A 22843-nucleotide genomic window follows, 5' to 3' on the forward strand; every position below is an offset into this window, starting at 1 on the left:
CAATGATGAAAGATACGTAAGGGGGAAAAGTAGAATGAAAAAATGGCTTAGTCTTTTTCTTATAAGTATTTTAGTAATTGGATTGTTAGCGGCATGTAGCAAGAAAGAGAACACAACAAAAGATGGCGGCGAAGACAGTGGAAAGGGATGGACCGGTACAATCACCGTATGGGATGGACCACGTTGGCCAGATGATAAAGACAATAAATTCCACTGGATGGAAAGTAAAATTAAAGAATTCGAAGCAGCACATGAAGGAGTTAAAGTTGAACTAGTTCAAGTTCCATGGGCAGAGCTTCCTGATAAATTAGGCGTTTCGATCGCAGGGCAATCTTGGCCTGATGTTGCACCAGTAGATATTAGTGGTAGTGCAGTAAGTATTGATCACATTGAACAAGGTGTAATTGAATCAGTTGATGAGTTATTTACAGAGGATGAACTTAAGGACTTTTATGAAAATGCATTAGATGCGTACACATTTGACGGGAAATTATATGGAGTTCCAAACTCTTTAACTGTACACGCAATGCTTTTAAACTTAGATCTTTTTGAAGAGCGTGGAGTGGAGCCTCCAGCAAACGGTGAATGGACATGGGATGAATTCTTTGCAGCAGCTGAAAAGCTAACATTTGACCGTGATAATGATGGTAAAACAGATGTATACGGATTCTCAACATATATCCTTCCTGGTTACTATGAGGCATGGCCGTTCTTCTATATCAATGGTGGAAGCCCATTAAATGAAGATATGTCAAAATTCACGTTCACAGAGCCAGAAGCAGTAGAAGCGATTCAACAACTTGCTGATTTGAAATTAGAGCATAACGTAGCTCCAGAAACATTAGGTGGTCAGGACGTTGGTGGTACATTCCAAGCGTGGGCAAACGAAGAGCAACGTACTGTTGCAATGCAGCCATGGGCTACATGGGCGATTAGCTCAGCTCAAACAAAATACCCTACAAACTTTGCAGTTGCAAACTACCCAACCGGTAAATCAGGTGAGCCTGTAACAATCGGTGGTGTAGGTGGTTGGACAATGTTCCACCAAGAAGAAGAAGGGAAAAAAGAAATGGTTGGCGAGTTTATTAAGTTCATCTCAACAACAGATGAGCAATTTACGATGGCAACTGAATATGGTATTTTCCCTGCACGTAAGAGCGCTGCAGACATGGACCCTTATAAGGACAATCCAGAAATGAAGCGTGCACAAGAAATGTCTTCACAAGTTGTTATGCTTCCACGTCACCCTGAGTGGAAGAAAATTGATGAAGCTATTCAAACAGAACTTCAGTTAGTATTCAATGGTGAAAAGACAGCAGAAGAAGCGATGAAAGCTGCTGAGAAGAAGGTCAATGAATTGTTAGGTGAGTAGTAATAGGCATAAGGTAGGTAGCCCTTAACTGGGCTGCCTGCTGCCAAATGAAAGATTGGGGGAATTGCGTTGAAACCCGTTCATCAAACTGCAAATGCAGTAGTACAGACAAAAAAACCAACTATCTGGCTACAAATGAAAAAGAACTATTCCGCATATTTATTTTTACTTCCAAAACTTATCCTGTTTATAGCATTTATTGCGATCCCGGTTGTGTGGGCGTTTATCATCTCCTTCCAGGAATACAAAATTTTTGGAAGTGAATGGGCAGGTTTAGACAACTATATAAAGGTGTTTAAAAGCGATGCCTTTTACGACGCGCTAGGAAATACATTCCTTTTTACGGTTGTAACGGTACCTTTTAACGTAATAAGTGCACTTATCATTGCTTCTCTCATCCATCCTCTTGGTAAACTGTCTCAAAGCTTCTTCCGAGGAGCCTTTTATTTGCCAACAGTTACATCCATGGTAATTGTTGCGATGGTCTGGCGCTGGATGTACAACTATGACTTCGGATTGTTTAACTATGTGTTAGGGTGGTTTGGAATGGAACCACTTAACTGGTTGGGACAATCTTCATCCGCACTTTGGGCCTTAATCATCATGCAATGTTTAATTCCATTTGGAGTTGGAATCATTCTCTATCTTGCTTCAATGGGTTCAATTTCACATTCACTATATGAAGCGGCTACCATTGACGGGGCAAATAGTTTTCAAAAATGGTATCGCATTACATTGCCATTATTAAAACCATCTACCTTATATTTAGTTTTACTAAGTACAATCGGTTCGTTTCAGGTCTTCACACAAATTATTATGATGACGGGCGGAGGACCAGGCACGGCCACAGAAACTCTTGTTCACTTAATCTATAAGACAGGCTTTAGAGATTTCGAGTTTGGCTTTGCAGCAGCACAATCCGTTGTTTTATTCTTTATCATTCTTTTATTTTCAATTATCCAATTCCGTTTACTTCGGTACGATGACTAGGAGGGAAGCATAATGACATCAGGTATTCAAAAAGTAAACAAGCTTATTATATATGTACTACTATCGGTTTTCGCCATTGTTTCCCTTTTACCGTTGTATTGGGTGTTCAGTACCTCCTTGCAGCTAAGCAGCTACCAGGATGAAGAACTAGAACGTCAAGTATCTTATGTAGATTCAAATCCTCCGAAAATGTACCCAGTTGGGATTACGGAGTACTTTGAACACTGGGGGAAGGCTAGGGACGCGGAAAGCGCTGGTGATGCTGAAGCAGCAGCCTATCATCGTGATGTTATGGACTACATCATAGAAGATACGTTTTCAGGATTTACGACCTTGTTTAATAAAAATAACGTAGGAATCTGGTTTTTTAATAGTTTTTATATAGCAGTAGTGGTGACAATTGGGATACTCCTCTTTGACTCGATGGCCGGGTATGTCCTCGCGAAAAAGCGGTTCCCGGGACGAAATCTCATTTTCTGGTCGATTATTGCCACGATGATGATTCCCGGCCAAGTAACGTTAGTGCCGTTGTTTATCATGGTTCGGAATTTTGGAATTATGGATACGCACTGGGCGCTTATATTCCCAGACTTAGCAATGGTATTTGGGGTATTTTTAATGAGGCAATTTATGCACTCAATCCCGGATGAACTAATAGATGCAGCGAAAATCGATGGTGCAAGCGAATGGAAAACGTATTGGAAAATCATTCTGCCATTGGCGAAACCAGGTCTAGCAGCTCTAGGAATCTTTACATTTATGAACGTCTGGAATTCATTCCTGTGGCCAATTATCGTGCTAAACGATTCAAATCTATATACATTACCTGTAGGGTTAAAAACATTACAGGATGCAAACCTTGCAAGCTTCAAGCTTCTAATGAGTGGAGCAGCCATCGCATCAATCCCAATGATTATTGTATTCATGATGTTCCAACGCCACTTTGTAAAAGGATTAACCCTGGGTGGAGTTAAAGAATAATGACTGATGGAGAGAGCGATCTCTCTTTTTTTGAGGGGAGGGGCAGAGAATGGAGATAGGTCTTGACTGCTTTTTAACGAAATCTGTGGATTTATGTAAGGGTAAAAGAGTCGGGGTGGTTACCAATATGACTGGTGTTAACCAACGACTTACACCAACAATCGATCTGTTCCATGAGCATCCAGATATTCATGTTACTGCACTATATGGACCTGAACATGGAATTAGAGGAAGTGCAAAGGAAGGGGAAAAGATTGATTTCTTTGTCGATCCTTATACAAGTTTACCTGTGTATAGTCTTTACGGAGCAACAAAAAAGCCAACGAAAGAAATGCTTGAGAATGTAGACATGATTTTCTTTGATCTTCAGGATATTGGGGCAAGGTACTATACATTTATTTATACGATGGCATATGTGATGGAAGCATGTGCAGAGTTCGGAAAGGAATTCGTCGTTCTTGACCGACCAAATCCAATCACAGGAACCGTGATGGAAGGGAATCTAGTGGATGAGGAGGTTCGTTCCTTCGTTGGCCTCTATCCAATTCCAAATCGTCACGGTATGACCGTCGGGGAAATTGCGCTCATGTATAAGCATGAATTCGGAATCGATTGTGAATTAACGGTCATTCCGATGGAGGGCTGGAGTCGTGATATGTTCTATGACGAAACCGGCCTGTTTTGGATTCCACCATCGCCTAATACGACAGGAATGGATATGTGCACGTTATACCCTGGGACATGTTTGGTTGAAGGAACGAATCTATCGGAGGGAAGAGGCACAACACGACCTTTTGAATACGTGGGAAGTCCCTTTATTGAGGGATACCGGTTGGCTAAATATTTTAATGAGAAAAAACTTCCTGGGGTGTTAGCTCGACCGATTTCCTTTGTTCCAACTTACCAAAAACATAAGGAACAGGTCTGTGAAGGTGTTCAGCTTCACGTAACCGATCGATGGAAGATTCATTCGTTGAAATCGGGACTGACGTTGTTGGCGGCGATCGCGGAAATGTACCCTCATGATTTTGAGTTTCTTCAATTTGGTGAAAAGAAAACCTATATGTTTGACCTTTTAGCGGGGACAAAGGATCTTAAGAATCTAGTTTTGAATGGTGGAATTAATCGTTTTATAGAATCATGTGAAGCGGAAACAGAAGCCTTTAAAAAGAAAAGAGAACCTTATCTACTTTACAATTAGGGAAGGGGATGGACTGCGTGGTTTCATTTCGATATTATCAATCAGGCGATGAAAAAGGAATTGTTCGCCTCTGGAATGAGTGCTTGCTGAAGGATCCAATCACACAGCTTAGATTTCGAAATCTCGTTCTTTTAGACGCAAACTTCGACCCAAAGGGATTACGAGTTGCGGTTGACGGAGATCAAATAATTGGTTGTTTGTATGCGATACGAAGATTGCTACCAATGGCAGGTACAGAATTAGAGTCGGAAAATGGTTGGATTCCTTTCTTTTTCGTTCATCCGGAGTTCTTGCGGTCTGGTATCGGAGAAAAGTTAATGAAAGATGGCATGGAATTTCTAGCATCTGAAGGTCGGAAGAATGTTTTCTTTGCTTCGTATGCGCCGAATTATATTCTGCCTGGAATCGATGAAGAAGCATATCTAGAAGGCTATTCCTTTCTCCTCAAGCAAGGCTTTGAAAAACAATATTCACCCGTCGCGATGGATCGAAGTTTAGTAGGCTTCACGCCACCTTCTGAGGTGCTCGAACTAAAGGGACAACGGGAACAGGAAGGGTACACATTTTTAACCGCAGAAGATAAGGATTTATACGAGGTCATCCAATTTGCTAACAATGTGTTTAACCCGGATTGGGGACGTGCGATTCGAGAAGGAATTCTACAAGGGCTGCCACTCCACCGCATTTTAATCGCAAGAGATAGTGAAAATTTAGTGGGCTTTTGCATTTATGGTGGCTATGAAGGCATTCCAAATCGCTTCGGACCATTTGGGGTTGACCCCAATCAACAAGGTAAGGGGTTAGGCAAGATATTATTAAATGAATGCTTGAAAAATATGCGTGCAGAAGGATTGCATGGTGCATGGTTTCTCTGGACGGGAGAGAAGAGTTCAGCGGGACACCTCTATAAGAAAACAGGATTTGAGATCACACGAAAGTTCCATGTTATGAAAAAAACGTTATAATAAAAAGTAGATTGAATAAAGAGAGTTGATGACAATGTCCTTTATGACCGGAGGACTCGTAATGCTTCAGGAGATGCATGATAACCTCCCACCGTCTGAAAAGAAAATTGCTTTATATATATTAGAAAACCCGCAGGAGACGATTACACTAACGGCTAGTGAGCTTGGTAAAAGAAGTTCAACAAGCAGTGCGGCGGTTATTCGACTCTGTAAATCACTTGATTTAAAAGGGTTTCAGGATTTAAAGCTTCGTATCGCAGGAGACCTGCAAAAGAAGAAGGCAACTGGATTCCGTGACATTGAACCAAATGAGTCTACTTTGTCTATTATTGAAAAAATGACAGACAACAGTGTTCAAACCTTAAGGGAAACAGCTGAATTGCTAAACAATGAAGAGCTTGAAAGAGCGGTAGAAGTCTTAAAAAATGCCGGGACGATACACTTTTTTGGTGTGGGCGCATCAAGCATCATCGCTCAAGATGCTCAGCAGAAATTTTTAAGAATTAATAAAAAAGCAACAGCATTTCCGGACCTACATATGGCCGCAACCTTGGTTGCGAATGCGGATGAAAATGATGTCGTTGTTGGGATTTCATTTTCAGGGGCAACGTTTGAAGTGGCGAAAATTTTGGAGCTCGCGAATAAAAAAGGAGCCCATACGATTAGCTTAACGAAATATGGCTCATCGATTGTGACAGAGCAGGCAGGCATTCGCCTATATACATCTGCTACCAGAGAGCCGACTTTCCGAAGCGGTGCAACTTCATCAAGAATCGCCCAGCTTCATGTAATGGACATTCTTTTTATGAGTGTCGCCTCACAGGCATATGACCAAACCGTCCAACATCTTGATGAAACAAGGGAAATGATTAATATTTTGCACGACCCAATAAAATGAGACCAGAGATGGTCTCTTTTTTGTGTAGTGTGGGGGAAAGCTGTTTACTACTAATGGGGTTTGGGGGGTGAACAGTTTCTTGAAGAAGCCTAAGTGGCTGTGCATCAGAGGGCTTGAGTGCAACCAACCACCTATAAATTTCCAAGCGATGATACTCCAGAGGGCTTGGAGTGCAATCAACTTCCTAGAACTTACCAATTGGCAATACTCCAGCAGGCTTGAGAGATACTTAATCTCCTAGAAAAAGCTAAATGGTTCCTTTTTAAAAAGATTTTTACTATCTGTTTTCCCTTTTTTATACAAAAGGTATGCCATAACTTGCGCTTAAGTTGATGGTTTTTGGAATAATTTCCAAAAGTCCTAACTTATCAGGCTCTTATGCTATGGGTTTTTCCTTAATTATCCAGTAGTCCCCTCGTATCCTTCTTTTATAACATACCTTTCTCCTAAATATATCCAAAAGTCCAGTCATATCGCTCGTTTATGATCTGGGTATTACCATGATTTCCCGAAAGTCCAATCATACCCCTCTTTTACACTTTAGGTTTTACCATAATTACTCAAAAGCGCTGTCGAATCAGACCTCAGTCCTTCAAAACTCAACACGATACCGATAAAATTTCACTCTTTGTATCACAAATCCAAAACTAACAAATAATATAATAATAATAAGAAAAAGTGTCCACTGGGTATAAACATTTGATGAATAATGTGGTAAAGTAGGAAGTATAAATGTTGATATAAAAGGGTTTATAAAAATTAAAATGTATTTACCAGAAATACACTTGTGTTTTGTAAACATACAAAGGAGGATTCTAATGTCGAAGGTGTTGGACTCATTTTTGCATGAAAATCTGGAGGATTTAAAGACGAAAGGTCTTTATAATGTAATCGACCCTCTACAAGGTGCAAACGGACCTATTATTAAAATCAATGGAAAAGAGCTTATTAACCTATCTTCTAACAACTACTTAGGATTAGCGACTGATGAGCGTCTAAAAGAGGTTGCTAAGGAAGCAATTGATACGTACGGAGTTGGGGCAGGTGCGGTTCGTACCATCAACGGGACACTTGATCTTCATATAAAACTAGAAGAAAAGCTTGCGGAGTTTAAACACACAGAAGCGGCGATTTCATATCAATCTGGCTTTAATTGTAATATGGCAGCCATTTCAGCTGTTATGGATAAAAACGATGCGATTCTTTCTGATGAGCTAAATCATGCTTCCATTATTGATGGATGCCGTCTTTCAAAGGCGAAAATTATACGTGTCAACCACTCTGACATGGATGATTTACGAAAAAAGGCAAAAGAAGCAACTGAATCTGGTTTATATAACAAAGTCATGGTAATCACTGACGGAGTTTTTTCCATGGATGGTGACATTGCGAAACTACCTGAAATCGTACAAATTGCAGAGGAATTCGATCTCATTACATATGTAGATGATGCCCACGGTTCAGGTGTTTTAGGAAAAGGTGCTGGTACGGTAAAGCACTTTGGTCTTTCTGATAAGGTAGATTTCCAAATAGGAACTCTTTCAAAAGCGATTGGCGTTGTCGGTGGTTATGTAGCGGGTAAAAAGGCGTTAATTGACTGGCTAAAAGTACGAAGCAGACCGTTCCTTTTCTCAACTGCTGTTACGCCAGCCGATGTTACTGCTGCTACAAAAGCAATTGAAATTCTAATGAGCAGCACAGAACTCCACGACAAGCTATGGGATAATGCCAACTACTTCAAGCAACAGTTAAAAGAGCGTGGCTTTGATATTGGCCACAGCGAAACTCCAATAACACCCGTGATTGTTGGGGAAGAAGTAAAAACACAAGAGTTCAGTAAGAGATTGATTGAAGAAGGTGTCTATGCAAAATCCATCGTATTCCCAACTGTACCAAAAGGAACAGGAAGGGTCCGCAATATGCCAACAGCCGCACATACAAAAGAAATGCTAGACGAAGCAGTTGCGATTTATGAAAAAGTAGGCAAGGAAATGAACATTATCTAAAAGCTGATCAGACGATCATCTTGGGGGAATGAATAATGGAGAAAATTATAATTACCGGAGCCCTGGGCCAAATCGGTTCAGAGCTAGTTACAAAACTTCGTAAGGTTTACGGTGCTCAAAATGTTGTTGCGACAGATATTCGAAAAACGGATTGCGAAGTTGTTCACTCTGGTCCGTTTGAGATTTTAGATGTAACAGACGGAAAAGCAATGTACGATATTACGAAAAAATATGATGCAGACACATTGATTCATTTGGCAGCATTGCTATCCGCAACTGCAGAAGCAAAGCCACTTTTAGCTTGGAATTTAAATATGGGTGGACTTGTCAATGCATTAGAAGTTGCTCGTGAATTGCGTTGTCAATTTTTCACCCCAAGCTCAATTGGGGCATTTGGACCGTCCACACCAAAGGATGGTACCCCACAGGACACCATTCAGCGCCCTACTACTATGTATGGTGTGAACAAGGTTTCTGGCGAATTACTTTGTGATTATTACAATCACAAATTTGGTGTTGATACAAGGGGACTGCGTTTCCCAGGGCTTATTTCGTATGTGACCCCACCTGGTGGTGGGACGACAGATTATGCAGTTGAAATTTATTATGAAGCTCTTAAAAATAAAAGCTATACATCGTATATTGATAAAGGTACGTATATGGATATGATGTATATGCCAGATGCGCTACAAGCGATTGTAGATCTAATGGAGGCAGAGGAGTGCAAGCTGAAACATCGAAATGCTTTCAATGTGACGGCTATGAGCTTTGCGCCAGAAGAAATTGCAGCAGTTATTAAAAAGCATATTCCAGAGTTTGCGATGAATTATGATGTTGACCCAGTCCGCCAAGCGATCGCTGAAAGTTGGCCAAATTCAATTGATGCAACTGCAGCGAAAGAAGAGTGGGGCTTTAAAGCAAAATATGATCTCGAATCAATGACGAAAGATATGCTAGAAAAATTGAGTGTCAAGCTAGTGAAAAATGCTGGATAAATAAAATGAGGAGTATGAATCTTACGGGATTCATACTCCTTTTTGTTCATCTTAGACGCCCATTTTCCTGCGAGTATTACTCGGTTTTTTTGTTTGCTGGCTTTTCATTTTTTTTGATGAAAGGTCGGCACTCATTTTACCTTTTGTATTGGAAGATTGAGCCTTTTTGTTTTCAAGCTGCTGCTTCATAGCCTCTTGCAGGCTAATCTTCTTTTTTGGTGCTTCGGGTTGATTGTTCTCGGTCATAGAAATTCCTCCTTAGTGGATACGATAGTCAGTCTAGTATAATCTATTTTGATTCAAATGGGAAAGGTCCATGATAGCGAAAACGATAAAAGGCTAGCTGAAAAGAAGAAAAACCACTAAACAGTGGTTTTTTAGTCCCGCATTGCTCCTGCTTCCCTAGAAGTCATGGCACCCTGGCCTTGGCTTACATCCTTTGCAATTTCTTGTTTTACTTTTTGTGGATCTGTTCCTGCGACATCTGTTTGCATCGTATGCTGTTTAGGTTGTTTTTGTGGCATAGTGATACCTCCTGCATTTTTATTCTACAACCATAGTATTAGCAATACGTCTTATTACATCCGCCACTTTCATTTTTTTAAGACATGAAAAAAGCTAGGGAAAAAATCCCTAGCTTTTCTCAAATATCTTAATTCATTTCAACCTGTACTTTTTGCTTTTTCAATTTCACTGCAAAATACCCGATCGTAATCGCTATGAAGGCTACCATATAGGTTAAAAGAATGAAGTTGTTATGCCACATATAACCGAAGTCACCGCTTGAAATGACAGCTTTAAATGACTGTACGGAATATGTCATTGGTAAGAGTGCGTTAATTGGCTGTAAGGCATTTGGAATTAGTTCAAGTGGGAACGTTCCAGCACTCGTTGTTAATTGTAAAATTAAGACGATGATCGCAATGAAACGACCAGGATCCCCCATCATAGTCACAAGCATTTGAATTAAAGTTAAGAAAGTAAAGCTTGTGATTAAAGATGTGACAAAGAATAATGGAATACTTGCGACTTCAATTTTTAGACCTTCTAATAGGATGATGTCGACAAGAGCCGCCTGGAACACACCGACGATGGCTAATACACCAAATTTGCTAAAGAACCAGCGGAATGCATTAGTTGGTTGTACTACAGGTTCTTTAAGTTTAAATACAATTGACATTAGTAATGCACCGACAAATAGACCAAGTGAGATAAAATAGGGTGCAAATCCTGTTCCATAGTTAGGAACGGTGTTCATTTCTTGCTTTTTAACGGTGACAGGTTCGCCCATCATGTCGTAGGTCTCGTTAGATGCTTCCACAGAATTTGCTTGTTCGGCACCTTGCTCAAGTTTCTCAGCAAGTTCATTCGAACCGTCAGCAAGTTGAACAGTACCCTCTTCTAACTCTTTTGACCCATCCGCAAGCTGTCCTGCGCCATTTTGTATTTGACCGGCACCATCTGTTAATTGGTTCATCCCATTAGTTAAATCGTGAGCGCCGTTATTAAGTTCTACAGAACCGTTGTATAATTGGCTAACTCCTTGTTGGAGACTTTTCTGACCTTCGTTAATCTGTTGAAGCCCAGCTAATAATTGGTTAAAGGTAGGGCTTGTTTGAGCTATTAGTTGTTCCTCTAAACCAGATGTTGCGGAACCAAACTGTTGATGTAACCCAGTTTTAAATTGGGTGAATCCTTGGTTAAGTCCATTTTCAACGCCTGCTGATATTCCTGGTTCGAGATTTTGTTTCAATTGCTGTTCTAATTGTTGTTGTAACTGTTCTTTTGTTGGCTGTTTTTGAGCCATTTGCGCAATAAAAGCAGAGGCATGCGTTTCGTCCATAATTTGATTTTCAATTAAGGTCGATTTAAGCTGCTCCATTTGTTGTGTTTGAGATGCGAGCATTTGGTCTGCTAGTTGTTCAGAAAGGTTGGCTGCAATCCCATTTGTTAGTTGGATTGAAAGCCCTGTGCTAAGTTTCATCTCAAGTTCATCTATACCTTCATCAATTTTGCTAACATTACTGTTAAGCTGCGTTGTAACTTCCTCAGCGATTTGCTTTGGCAGTTCTTCCTTCATGAGGGCAACCCCATCTTGGATTTGATTTGTCCCATCCACTAAAGAAGGAATTTTTTCATTCACTTCGTTAAGACCTGCTTTTACCTGGTTTGTTCCAGAAGCAATCCCAGTTGCTCCGGATTCTGCTTTTTTAACTCCATTTGTAAATTCAATTGATTTTGAGGCTAGAGTAGCTAGGTTTTCCTCTAGTGTTTTTGATCCGTCATTTACTTTTGCTACACCTTCCGCAAGTTGTTCAGAACCTTCACTTGCTTGGGTTAAACCGTCTGCTAGGTTTTGAACCTTGCCAAACATGGTTTCAGCGTAGGTGGCTGTAACATTCTTTGATACTTCTGCCTTTATTTTTTCAAGTGCGGTTTCCCCAATTTGAGAAGACAGAAAGTTTGTGCTTTCGTTTGGCACATATTTAAGTTCCAATTTTTGTGGTTGACGATCTAATAAAGAAGTCGCGTTTTTTGAAAAATTTTCAGGAATTTCAACTACTATATAATAATCCCTGTTTTCAAGACCTTTATAACCTTCTTCCATTGAGACAATGTGAAAATCGAAAGTGTCGTTTTTGGAAAGCTTGTCCGTTAACTCATTTCCTAGCTGTAACTGTTCCCCTTCAAATTCAGCCCCAGCATCCTCATTCACAATCGCGACTGGTAAATTTTCCATCTGGTCGTATGGATCCCAAAACGCCCAGAGAAACATGCCTGCATAAAGAACAGGAACAAAAGCTACGGCTAAAATTGGAATGAGGACCTTTCGATTTGAAAGGATATGTTTTAATTCAGCAATAAAGGATGATCCCTTCATATAAAAACCTCCTAATAAAAATATGACCGTTTTATTCAAATGGTCATTTTTGGCCAAATAAGATGGGTACTCAACTTGAGGACCCATGGCATGACTATTTCTCTAACCCTTTAAAGAAATACAGCTGAAATAAATTTGAAATTTCTTCTTTTTCAAGTGGTTCGTGGTTTCGTTCCCAATCAAAGATTAAGGAAACATAAAGCTTTAACATGACAAAGGCTGTGATCTCTGGGTTACAGGGCTTAATTTCATCGCGATCGATTGCTTCTTGAATCATGTCTTTCATATAGTTGATAATCGCCTGTTCAACACGCTGTACAACCTCAACAACTGCCTGTGTTCCGATATCTCTTTCCTCTTGAAAAAGCTTAATCGTTAGCTGGTGGGACTTACGGAATTCTAGTAATCGAAAAAGGATCCGGTGTGCATTTTCATAAAAAGTGCTGTTTTCATCCATTGCTTCTTCGGCTACCACTTTCATGTCCCGAATGAGAGTACTGATGATCTCATCGAATAACTCCTCTTTGTTTTTGAAAAAGGTATAAATTGTACCTTTACCAACGCTCGCGAGCTTCGCAACCTGGTCCATTGTTGTGGCCTTGTACCCGAATAAAGAGAACGATTTAGTCGCAGCTTCAATTATTAACTGTTTTCTATCAATCGCCACCTTGATCACCTCACTTTAGGTGGATTGACCAAATGAGAAATGTGGTCATTTAATTCACAGTGAGAAATATATCACACCAAACGTTACATTGCAAGTCCCATTTATCAATTCATGTAATGGCGGACTTAATAGTGAGTTTTAACGATTTCATGAAAACACAAACTTTTTTGTTGTAATTAATTTTTGCCCGTGCTAATATAAATCTTGTAAAAGGAATGCAACCGTTTGCGCAACAAATTGCGCATAGCAGTGAAATCAAAAGAACACAGTAATATCAATGGTATATATTTTTTAAACGCAATGAAAGCGTTTAATTAACGGAATAGAAAAATGACTAATTTCTACAAAAAAGTCCAAATTAATGCAATCGGTTTCCTAAACCTGTGCAACGGTTCCTTCCTTTCAAAAATGTAAACTGGGGGTTTTATCATGAAAGCAAAGAAACTTTTTCCTGCAGTAATGGCACTCTTATTCCTATTAAGTGTGGCTCTTGTAGGATGTTCTTCGGATGATGGAGAAAGCTCAAGTGGAACTAAAGGCGATTCAAAAACAACAACAGTAGATATCTTCCAATTTAAAGTGGAATTTAAGGATCAATTTGAAGCTGTTGCAAAGCAATATGAAGAGTCACACGACGGTGTAAAAATCAACATCACAACTGTCGGTGGTGGAGAAGATTACGGTGCAGCACTTCGTTCAAAATTTGCTTCAGGTGAAGAGCCAACAATTTATAATATTGGTGGACCTCAAGATGTTGCAGACTGGGTAGATAGCTTAGCAGACCTTTCTGACACAGCAGCAGCTGGTGCTGCATTAGAAGGAACTCTTGAAGGAGTTACACAAGATGACAAAGTGTTAGGACTACCTTTTAACCAAGAAGGATATGGCTTAATTTACAATACAGCAGTATTTGAAAAAGCTGGAATCAATCCAGATGAAATTACAACTTTCGCTGCTTTAGAAGAAGCGGTAAAAACATTAGACAGCAAGAAAGATGAATTAGGTTTAGATGCTGTGTTCGCTCTACCAGGTAAAGAAAAATGGGTAACTGGCTTACACTTATCAAATGCTTTCCTATCCCCTGAATTTGAAGGGAATGTATTAGGAACATTCGATTCTGCATCTGTAGATTTTAAATATGGTGATGCATTTAAGAAGGTTCTAGATTTACAAAATGAGTATTCTGTTCAACCAACTGTAAGTTTAGATTATGCAATGCAAGTAGAAGAATTATTCTCTACTGGCCGAGTGGCAATGATTCAACAAGGTAACTGGGTATATGGTTCAATCGCAGGTATTGATGAAGAGCTTGCAAATAACGGAGTAAGCATTCTACCAATTCCTGTCGAAGGCTATAAAGAAGATTCAATTCCAGTTGGAATTCCAATGTACTGGGCAGTAAATAGCAATAAAGACGAGGCAGAAGTAAAAGCTGCAAAAGACTTCTTAGACTGGTTATATACTTCTGAAGAAGGAAAAACAGCGGTACTAGAAGACTTTAAATTTATCCCTGCATACGAAGGATTTGACGCTTCAAAAGTTTCTGATCCACTAGGGAAATCAGTGTATGAGTACGCAACAGAAGGAAAAACAATTCCTTGGGTATTCATGGGCTACCCAACTGGTTGGGGCGAGCAACAGCTTGGTGTTAATATTCAAAAATACATCAGCGATGAGATGAGCTGGGAAGATCTTGTGAAGGAATCTCAAAAGGCTTGGGAAGACACAAGAAAATAATCGATTGACCTTACAATAGAAAACAAGGCAGCGTATGGTTGCTTTGTTTTCTCCTTTTATACAAAAATGAACGGGAGCTCGTGCTCCCCCAAATATGATTGAAATATTTTTCAGATTTCGATCAATTGGAGGAATTTACTATGCGAAACCGGAATCTATGGTATTGGTTATTTTTAGCCCCAACGCTTGTTGCACTTGGAATTGTCATAATCGTGCCATTAATTTTTGGAACCTATTATTCTTTTACAGACTGGAACGGAATTAAGATCACCGAGTTTGTTGGACTTGAGAACTATCAAAAGCTACTTGAGGATAAGGAATTCATGAACTCCCTATGGTTTACAGTGAAATTCTCAGTCGTGTCGATTTTCCTCATTAACTTTTTTGGACTTTCATTAGCATTACTTGTTACGCAAAAGCTTAAAACAAACAATATTTTACGTACAATCTTTTTCATGCCGAACTTAATTGGAGGACTCATCCTCGGGTTCATTTGGCAATTTATTTTCATGAAGGTATTTGCGAGTATTGGAGATTTAACGGGGATTGCAGCTTTTAAAGGCTGGTTATCGACAGATACAACTGGTTTTTGGGCATTGGTTATTCTCATGAGTTGGCAAATGGCTGGATATATCATGATTATTTATATTTCCTATTTGGAAAGTGTTCCGCAGGAGTTATTAGAAGCGGCGGAAATTGACGGAGCAAGCAGCTTCCAGCGTTTTAAAAATGTGACATTCCCACTTGTCGCACCGGCATTTACAGTAAGTTTGTTTTTGACTCTATCTAATACGTTTAAGCTATATGACCAAAACCTAAGTTTAACAGGTGGCGGCCCTTATAATTCAACACAAATGGTAGCAATGGAAATTTTCAAAACCGCATTCTCAGAAAACAATTATGCGTATGGACAGGCAAAAGCAATTATTTTCTTCTTAATCGTGGCGGCCATATCCTTAACGCAGGTGTACATCAATAAGAAACGGGAGGTCGAGATGTAATGAAAAGTAAAAAAAGAAAATTGTATTTGCTTGAAATTCTAGGCATTGTCCTTGGCCTAATTTGGCTCTCCCCTTTCTATTTGATGGTCGTCAACTCTTTTAAAACAAAACGTGAAATTTTTACAGATACGCTAAAACTTCCGGATGTATTTACATTTGATAACTATGTTCAAGCATTTGAAGAGCTCGATTTTATCCGCACATTCTTTAACTCTGTTCTAATTACGGTTTTAGGTGTTGCGGTGATTATTCTTTTTTCATCGATGGCAGCATACGCATTAAATCGTCGCAAAGGAAAAGTGAGTGGTTTCGTTTTCTTCCTTTTTATCGCGGCTATGCTGATTCCATTCCAATCAGTCATGATTCCATTAGTATCCCTGTTTGGTAAAATGGAACTATTAAACCGTTTTGGAATCGTTTTTATGTATCTTGGCTTTGGTAGTAGTTTATCGATTTTCTTATATCACGGATCCTTACAAGGAATCTCAAAATCATTAGATGAAGCAGCCACCATTGATGGTGCAAACAGATGGCAAATTTTCTGGCACATCATTTTCCCGATGTTAAAGCCAATTTCAGTAACAGTAGCTATTTTGAATATTATTTGGATTTGGAATGACTATCTATTACCATCTCTAGTTATTAACCAAGAAGGAATGCATACGATTCCATTGAAGATGTTCTTCTTCTTTGGCCAATATACGAAACAATGGCATTTAGCTCTAGCAGGATTAACGCTTGCGATCATTCCGGTGATACTTGTGTACTTCTTCATGCAAAAACACATTATCAAGGGAATTGCAGAGGGCTCTGTAAAATAAACATTGAGAACGAAGGGTCAATTGGACTCGTTTAACATAAATGGAGTGTGAGGGTATGTATGGCTATTACAATTAAAGATGTTGCAAAAGAGGCAAATGTCTCGCCTTCCACTGTCTCAAGGGTCATAGCAAATAACCCTCGAATTAGTGAAGAAACGAAAAAACGAGTACGAGAAGCAATGGATAAGCTCGGGTATCATCCTAATTTTACAGCACGAAGCTTAGCAGTGAATAGCACAGCAACCATTGGGGTTGTGATGCCATTTTCTGCATCCCATGTGCTTCAAGATCCGTTTTTCCCGGAAGTGATTAGAGGGATCAGCGTACAAGCACGTGAACATAAATATGGATTGTACCTTTCGACAGCTGGAACAGAGGACGAAATCTATGAAGAAGTTGTTGGAATGGTCCAAGGGCGTCGTGTAGATGGCTTGATTCTCCTCTATTCTCGGACAGATGATCGTATCATCAAATATTTACAAAAGATCGACTTTCCATTTACCGTGATTGGTCGCCCTGTGATAGGTGCAGAACGAGTCACGTATGTCGACAATGACAATATCTACATTACGAAGGTCGTAACGGACTATTTGCTCGGGTTAGGTCATACGAAAATTGCGTTTGTCGGTTATGATGGTGACTTTGTGTTTATGCTTGACCGCCTTGAGGGATACAAACAAGCGCTAAGTGAGGCTGGAATCTCTTTTAATGAGGATTATATCGTTCAAAAGAGTACGTTGAATAAAGGGAAAGAAGCCATTATATCGTTTCTAAGTTCGGTTGACACACCGACAGCATTAGTTTGTACAGATGACTTTATCGCAATCGAACTGATGAGTCATTTTGAAGAATTGACTATTCGAGTCCCAGAGGACGTTTCCATTGCAAGTTTCAACAACGTACTACTTGCTGAATATTCGAAGCCTCCCCTCACTTCAGTGGATATTGATATTTTTCAGCTTGGGGTTGAAGGTGCAAGCTGCTTGATTGAAAAAATAAAAAATCCGGATGTCTTACCAAAGCGGATTACGATACCGGCAAAACTAATTGAACGGAAGTCGTGCGCACGGATTAAATAGAAAGAGAGCATGAGGGAAATGGAAAACAAAACATGGTGGAAAGAAAGTGTTGTGTATCAAATTTACCCAAGAAGCTTTAAGGATACAAATGGAGATGGAATTGGGGATCTTAAGGGGATCACGGAAAAGCTTGATTATCTAAAAGACCTTGGTGTTGACGTAATTTGGCTCTCCCCTGTCTATGAATCCCCAAATGATGATAATGGCTACGATATCAGCAACTACCGTGAAATCATGGATGAATTTGGCACGATGGCTGATTGGGAAGAGCTACTTTCGCAAATGCATAAGCGCGGAATGAAGCTAATGATGGATTTGGTCGTGAACCACTCATCCGATGAGCATAAGTGGTTCCAAGAATCCAGAAAATCAAAGGATAACCTATACCGTGACTACTATATTTGGCGCCCTTCTAAAGATGGAAAGGAACCGAACAATTGGGAGTCCTTTTTTAGCGGTTCAGCGTGGCAATATGATGAGCAAACAGATGAACACTATCTACATTTATTTAGTAAAAAACAGCCAGATCTCAATTGGGAGAATCCAAAAGTTCGCGAGGAAGTCTATGACCTTATGACTTTTTGGCTTGAAAAAGGAATAGATGGATTCCGAATGGATGTCATTAATTTAATTTCTAAGGTTCCGGGATTACCAAATGGTGAGCAGCAGGAAGGAAAAAAATATGCTTCAGGTGCACCTTATTATATGAATGGACCTCGAATCCATGAATTTTTACAGGAAATGAACCAACAGGTGTTATCGAAATATGACATTATGACCGTTGGCGAAATGCCGGGTGTCGATACGGAAGAAGCGCAAAAATATACAGGTGCTGACCGCAATGAGCTAAACATGGTCTTCCAATTTGAGCATATGGATTTAGATTCAGGTCCAACAGGAAAATGGGATTTACGCCCGTTGAATTTATTAGATTTGAAACAAACTTTTACAAAATGGCAAAAAGGTCTCGAAGGCTCTGGCTGGAACAGTTTGTATTTAAATAATCACGATCAGCCAAGAATGGTGTCTAGATTCGGTGATGACGGTGAGTATTGGCTAGAGTCAGCAAAGATGCTCGGAACGTTTTTGCATATGTTGCAAGGAACTCCATATATATATCAAGGTGAAGAACTTGGGATGACCAATGTTCAGTTTGATTCCATTGAGGATTACAAGGACATCGAAACCCTAAATATGTATAAGGAAAAAGTCGAAGCTGGTGTGGATCCTGAGCAAATTATGCAGTCGATCTATGCAAAAGGAAGAGACAATGCGCGTACCCCGATGCAATGGGACGACAGTGAGAATGCCGGTTTTACTACAGGCACTCCATGGATTTCGTTGAATCCGAATTATCGGGACATTAATGCGGCTAAACAAGTGGACGATCCAAATTCTATTTTTCATTATTATAAAAAATTGATTGAGTTGCGAAAACAGCATGAGATTATTGTGTATGGCGCTTATGACCTGCTGTTGCCGGAGCATCCAACGATTTACGCGTATACTAGAATATTAGCTGATGAAAAGTTATTGGTTGTACTGAATTTTTCAAGTGAACATACATTATTTGAGTTGCCAGAAGAATGTAGCTACAAAACACATGAATTATTGATTGGCAATTATGATGTAGATCAAAATGAATTGATTGAAAAAATGGAATTAAAGCCATATGAGGCAAGAGTGTATCGGTTAACGATTTGAAGGTGGACCTAAGTACCATCTGTAGAAATAGGAAGAGAGGATACAAAAATGAAGCAAGCATGGTGGAAGGAAGCAGTTGCCTATCAGATCTATCCAAGAAGCTTTATGGATTCAAATGGTGATGGTATCGGTGATCTACAGGGGATTATTTCTAAATTAGATTATGTAAAAGATCTAGGTATCGATGTAATTTGGATTTGTCCTGTTTACAAATCACCCAATGATGATAACGGCTATGATATTAGCGATTATCAAGACATCATGGCTGACTTTGGAACGATGGCTGATTTTGATGAACTTTTAGAGGAAACCCACAAGCGTGGCATGAAACTCATTATTGATTTGGTTATTAACCATACAAGTGATGAACACCCATGGTTTATCGAATCTCGTTCTTCAACGGATAACCCAAAACGGGATTGGTATATTTGGCGTGATGGAAAAGATGGAAAAGAGCCAAATAACTGGGAAAGTATTTTTGGTGGGCCAGCATGGCAATTTGATGAAGCGACTGGTCAATATTACATGCATATATTCTCAACAAAGCAGCCTGACCTCAATTGGGAGAACAAAGAGGTTCGCACAGAATTATATTCCACGATTAATTGGTGGCTCGATAAAGGCATTGATGGTTTCCGGGTAGATGCGATTAGTCATATTAAAAAAGTTCCAGGTTTCCCTGATCTGCCCAATCCGCATGGTCTAAAATATGTTTCTTCTTTTGACGGTCATATGAATCGACCTGGGATTCAAGAGTTCTTACAAGAATTAAAGAAAGAAACCTTCGCCAAATACGACATTATGACCGTTGGTGAAGCAAATGGTGTAAGTGTGGAAGATGCGGACGAATGGGTTGGCGAGGAACAAGGAAAATTCAATATGGTGTTCCAGTTCGAACATTTGGGGCTTTGGGATGAAGAGAAACAAGAACTTGATGTAATCGGCCTCAAACATGTCCTTACGAGATGGCAAAAAGGACTAGAAAATATGGGTTGGAATGCGTTGTTTATTGAGAACCATGACCAAACACGTGTCGTATCTAATTGGGGAAATGATAAGGACTATTGGAAGGAAAGTGCTACAGCGCTAGGTGCTATGTACTTTTTCATGCAAGGAACTCCTTTTATTTACCAGGGGCAAGAAATTGGAATGACAAATGTTCAATTCCAATCCATCGAAGAATATGATGATGTGGCAACAAAAAACCTGTATCATGAAAAGAGCTCTGAAGGTATCCCGCATGAGGAGATTATGGAGATCATCTGGGCGACAAGCCGGGATAACTCACGAACTCCAATGCAGTGGTCGAGTGCAGAAAATGCTGGATTTACAGCAGGAGAACCGTGGATGGGTGTAAATCCAAATTTCATGGAAATCAATGTTGAAAAACAGCAGGCTGATGATGATTCTGTGCTGCATTTTTATAAAAAAATGATTGATTTGAAAAAGGCAAATAAAGTATTTACGTATGGCGTGTATGACTTACTGCTTGCGGAAGACCCACAACTATATGTGTACACACGCACGCTAGGCGACGAGAAAGTGGTTGTTGTAACGAATCTATCTCGAGAGAATGCCGTTTGTCGTGTGCCTGAAGGTGAATTTAGGCATGATGGCCTGATGTTGGCAAATTATCATATTGATGGACACGAGGCTACAGAGTCAATTGAATTAAGGCCGTATGAAGCACGAGTATATCGGTTAGCTTGATTTGAAGACCCCTATGCTTAAGTAAGGCATAGGGGATTTTGAGTTATTTATGATCTGGCTCTCCTACTTCATTCCCAGTTGTGTATTCATAGCTTGCCTCATAGCCAGACTCTTTTGCTTTCGGGCCTTTGGCAACTTTGTATTGGCTATGATTAGATTGACCAACACGGTTTTTCTTTTTATCCATACGAACACCCCTTTACCCGCGTTTATTCAAGTTTTCTTGTGCCATGCGGATCATTTCTTTCACCATATTGCCACCGATGTTGCCACCGACTTTGCCTGCTTGCTTGGACGTGAGGTTTCCGTTGTAGTCTTCCTTTAAAGGAATCCCTAATTCCTTTGCAACTTCATATTTTACGTTGTCAGGGTTAGAGGGATCTGTTTGATAGCCTTGTTTTCGCATTACATTTGCTTTGAGTTGGTCAAGCCCTTCTCTAGCTTCTGGAATGAGGGGGCGACGTTTTCTACGAGCCATGGGAGACACTCCTTTCATCATGCGATTTTTTATAGCATTCCCTTGTATAAAATCTAGAATTTCGGTAAAACTTGGTAGTAACAACATTTTTTAAAGAATTTCATATAATTTTGGTTTGAAACGCTTGTTTTTTGGCTAATCTAGTGATGTAATAGCTTATACCACCAGTTTAATAGGATATTTTAGCCTAAAATCTTGCGAACCTATGAAAAAAGTGGTAAAAAGAATATGTGCTTATTTGGAGAGGAGAATTTTATTATGAACAAAACAGAACTAATCAGTGCAGTTGCTGAAAGTGCAGAACTATCTAAAAAAGATGCAACAAAAGCTGTTGACGCAGTATTTGAAGCAGTTCAAAATGCATTAAGTAGCGGAGATAAGGTACAATTAATCGGATTCGGTAACTTCGAAGTTCGTGAGCGTGCTGCTCGTAAAGGCCGTAACCCACAAACTGGTGAAGAAATCGAAATCGCAGCTAGCAAAGTACCTGCTTTCAAACCAGGTAAAGCTCTTAAAGACGCAGTTGCTGGTAAATAATATTACATAATCCCTGCGTAAATACCCCTCAGAGACGATCTGAGGGGTTTTTTCATACGCTTAGACTAAATGTGTGCAACCGGTTGTAAAAGCCTTTAAACGAATTGCTAGATTGTCAAAATGTGAGTTTGACGCACCCCTATTGCTCATGGGAAAATAGGAGTATCGATTATACAAAAGGTAGTGAAGGGATGCAAGAACGAGTCAATTGCTTAAAATGCAAGCATTTTTATACGACATGGGAACCTAAATTTCCTCGTGGCTGTCGCGCCTTCAATTTTAAGACGCAGGCAATGCCCTCTATAACGGTTTTTAAATCTTCTGGGGTTCATTGTATGAAGTATGAAGAAAAGCATAAAAAGCAACAGCAAACACCTTCCTACAACGTAGATATTCGGGCATAGAGGAGTGAACTTTTTTGAATATATCTTTGAATAAGATTTTAGATAAAATGCAACAGGAATTGTTGAGGGCAAAGAGTGAAGAGAGTGAACAAAAGGTAAGAGAGCGTTTGATGGCTATTCGAACCTTATGCGACCTTGTGTTGGACGAAGCTCCAGCTGAGGTAAAGCGGGTTGAAGCAGTGCCTGTGCAACCGGTGAGACAGGTTGTACAGTCCATTCCGACGATGCCGCAAACAACGACGATCCAAAACACAAAGAAATTAGAAGAAGACGATGCTAATGGGGATTCCCTGTTTGATTTCTAAACAGAGAGTCTCTTTTTTTATCTGATTTTGGGTTTTGTCCGATATCTGGCTGGAAATTTCCGATATATTGAAGTTTGTGTCCGATAAAATTAAATCATTGTCCGATATCTG

At 39.8% G+C, this 22843-nt stretch carries 22 protein-coding genes; 16 read left to right on the plus strand and 6 right to left on the minus strand.

All coding sequences use genetic code 11. The annotated features are described in order from the left end of the window. The first annotated feature begins 34 nt into the window (after positions 1–34). The 8 genes from CKK03_RS01265 (at position 35) to CKK03_RS01300 (ending at position 9408) form a co-directional block, all read left to right on the plus strand. A complete protein-coding gene (locus CKK03_RS01265; RefSeq protein ID WP_099360825.1) occupies positions 35–1372 on the plus strand; it encodes an ABC transporter substrate-binding protein in 1338 nt (445 codons plus the stop codon). 69 nt (positions 1373–1441) lie between these two features. Continuing rightward, on the plus strand, positions 1442–2362 hold the full coding sequence (locus CKK03_RS01270; protein WP_099351494.1) for a carbohydrate ABC transporter permease: 921 nt from the start codon (positions 1442–1444) through the stop codon (positions 2360–2362). A 12-nt stretch (positions 2363–2374) separates the two neighbouring features. Beyond that, a complete protein-coding gene (locus tag CKK03_RS01275) occupies positions 2375–3343 on the plus strand; it encodes a carbohydrate ABC transporter permease (protein ID WP_099360826.1) in 969 nt (322 codons plus the stop codon). Between the two features lie 49 nt (positions 3344–3392). Next, positions 3393–4544 (plus strand): exo-beta-N-acetylmuramidase NamZ family protein, encoded by a 1152-nt coding sequence (locus CKK03_RS01280; protein WP_099360827.1) that lies wholly within the window; start codon positions 3393–3395, stop codon positions 4542–4544. Between the two features lie 17 nt (positions 4545–4561). Next, positions 4562–5509, plus strand: coding sequence for a GNAT family N-acetyltransferase (locus tag CKK03_RS01285; RefSeq protein ID WP_099360828.1), 948 nt, complete (start codon positions 4562–4564; stop codon positions 5507–5509). A gap of 61 nt (positions 5510–5570) precedes the next feature. Continuing rightward, complete coding sequence (locus tag CKK03_RS01290) at positions 5571–6407, plus strand: MurR/RpiR family transcriptional regulator (protein ID WP_099360829.1); 837 nt, start codon at positions 5571–5573, stop codon at positions 6405–6407. Between the two features lie 818 nt (positions 6408–7225). After that, positions 7226–8413: a glycine C-acetyltransferase gene (locus CKK03_RS01295; RefSeq protein WP_099351499.1), complete on the plus strand. Its 1188-nt coding sequence runs from the start codon at positions 7226–7228 to the stop codon at positions 8411–8413. 35 nt (positions 8414–8448) lie between these two features. After that, entirely contained in the window at positions 8449–9408 is a 960-nt protein-coding gene (locus CKK03_RS01300; RefSeq protein ID WP_099360830.1) for an L-threonine 3-dehydrogenase, read from the plus strand. Positions 9409–9459: 51 nt separating this feature from the next. On the opposite strand, the gene CKK03_RS01305 is transcribed toward CKK03_RS01300, so the two are convergent. The 4 genes from CKK03_RS01305 to CKK03_RS01315 form a co-directional block, all read right to left on the minus strand. After that, positions 9460–9654: a hypothetical protein gene (locus CKK03_RS01305; RefSeq protein WP_099360831.1), complete on the minus strand. Its 195-nt coding sequence runs from the start codon at positions 9652–9654 to the stop codon at positions 9460–9462. Between the two features lie 131 nt (positions 9655–9785). Continuing rightward, positions 9786–9932 (minus strand): hypothetical protein, encoded by a 147-nt coding sequence (locus CKK03_RS23535; RefSeq protein ID WP_180271111.1) that lies wholly within the window; start codon positions 9930–9932, stop codon positions 9786–9788. A 128-nt stretch (positions 9933–10060) separates the two neighbouring features. Next, positions 10061–12289, minus strand: a complete 2229-nt coding sequence (locus tag CKK03_RS01310) for a YhgE/Pip domain-containing protein (protein WP_099360832.1) — start codon at positions 12287–12289, stop codon at positions 10061–10063. A 94-nt stretch (positions 12290–12383) separates the two neighbouring features. Then, positions 12384–12956 carry a TetR/AcrR family transcriptional regulator gene (locus tag CKK03_RS01315; RefSeq protein ID WP_099360833.1) on the minus strand — a complete coding sequence of 191 codons (573 nt, stop codon included), beginning with the start codon at positions 12954–12956 and terminating at the stop codon, positions 12384–12386. A gap of 429 nt (positions 12957–13385) precedes the next feature. Here CKK03_RS01315 and CKK03_RS01320 point away from each other — a divergent pair, with 429 nt between their 5' ends. From CKK03_RS01320 to CKK03_RS01345, 6 genes are all read left to right on the plus strand, one after another. After that, a complete protein-coding gene (locus tag CKK03_RS01320; RefSeq protein ID WP_099360834.1) occupies positions 13386–14693 on the plus strand; it encodes an ABC transporter substrate-binding protein in 1308 nt (435 codons plus the stop codon). A gap of 140 nt (positions 14694–14833) precedes the next feature. Beyond that, complete coding sequence (locus CKK03_RS01325; protein WP_099360835.1) at positions 14834–15694, plus strand: carbohydrate ABC transporter permease; 861 nt, start codon at positions 14834–14836, stop codon at positions 15692–15694. Next, positions 15694–16515, plus strand: coding sequence for a carbohydrate ABC transporter permease (locus CKK03_RS01330; RefSeq protein WP_099360836.1), 822 nt, complete (start codon positions 15694–15696; stop codon positions 16513–16515). The genes CKK03_RS01325 and CKK03_RS01330 overlap by 1 nt, the downstream gene beginning before the upstream one ends. Before the next feature lie 59 nt (positions 16516–16574). Next, positions 16575–17594, plus strand: coding sequence for a LacI family DNA-binding transcriptional regulator (locus tag CKK03_RS01335; protein WP_099360837.1), 1020 nt, complete (start codon positions 16575–16577; stop codon positions 17592–17594). 18 nt (positions 17595–17612) lie between these two features. Beyond that, the gene (locus CKK03_RS01340; protein WP_099360838.1) at positions 17613–19298 is read left to right on the plus strand and encodes a glycoside hydrolase family 13 protein; all 1686 of its coding nucleotides are present in this window, start codon (positions 17613–17615) and stop codon (positions 19296–19298) included. 48 nt (positions 19299–19346) lie between these two features. Then, positions 19347–21008, plus strand: coding sequence for a glycoside hydrolase family 13 protein (locus CKK03_RS01345; protein ID WP_099360839.1), 1662 nt, complete (start codon positions 19347–19349; stop codon positions 21006–21008). Between the two features lie 43 nt (positions 21009–21051). On the opposite strand, the gene CKK03_RS23540 is transcribed toward CKK03_RS01345, so the two are convergent. Both CKK03_RS23540 and CKK03_RS01350 read right to left on the minus strand, forming a co-directional pair. After that, positions 21052–21195, minus strand: coding sequence for a hypothetical protein (locus CKK03_RS23540; RefSeq protein WP_180271112.1), 144 nt, complete (start codon positions 21193–21195; stop codon positions 21052–21054). Positions 21196–21207: 12 nt separating this feature from the next. Next, positions 21208–21486, minus strand: a complete 279-nt coding sequence (locus CKK03_RS01350; RefSeq protein WP_099360840.1) for an alpha/beta-type small acid-soluble spore protein — start codon at positions 21484–21486, stop codon at positions 21208–21210. 258 nt (positions 21487–21744) lie between these two features. Between CKK03_RS01350 and hbs the strand changes: the two genes are divergently transcribed. Both hbs and CKK03_RS01365 read left to right on the plus strand, forming a co-directional pair. Beyond that, positions 21745–22023 (plus strand): non-specific DNA-binding protein Hbs, encoded by a 279-nt coding sequence (gene hbs / locus CKK03_RS01355; protein ID WP_010677267.1) that lies wholly within the window; start codon positions 21745–21747, stop codon positions 22021–22023. A gap of 418 nt (positions 22024–22441) precedes the next feature. Continuing rightward, positions 22442–22732 (plus strand): YwdI family protein, encoded by a 291-nt coding sequence (locus tag CKK03_RS01365; RefSeq protein ID WP_099360842.1) that lies wholly within the window; start codon positions 22442–22444, stop codon positions 22730–22732. The last annotated feature ends 111 nt before the right edge of the window (positions 22733–22843 follow it).

This window comes from Fredinandcohnia onubensis (genome assembly GCF_002734215.1).
GTDB lineage: Bacteria > Bacillota > Bacilli > Bacillales > Bacillaceae_L > Ferdinandcohnia > Ferdinandcohnia onubensis.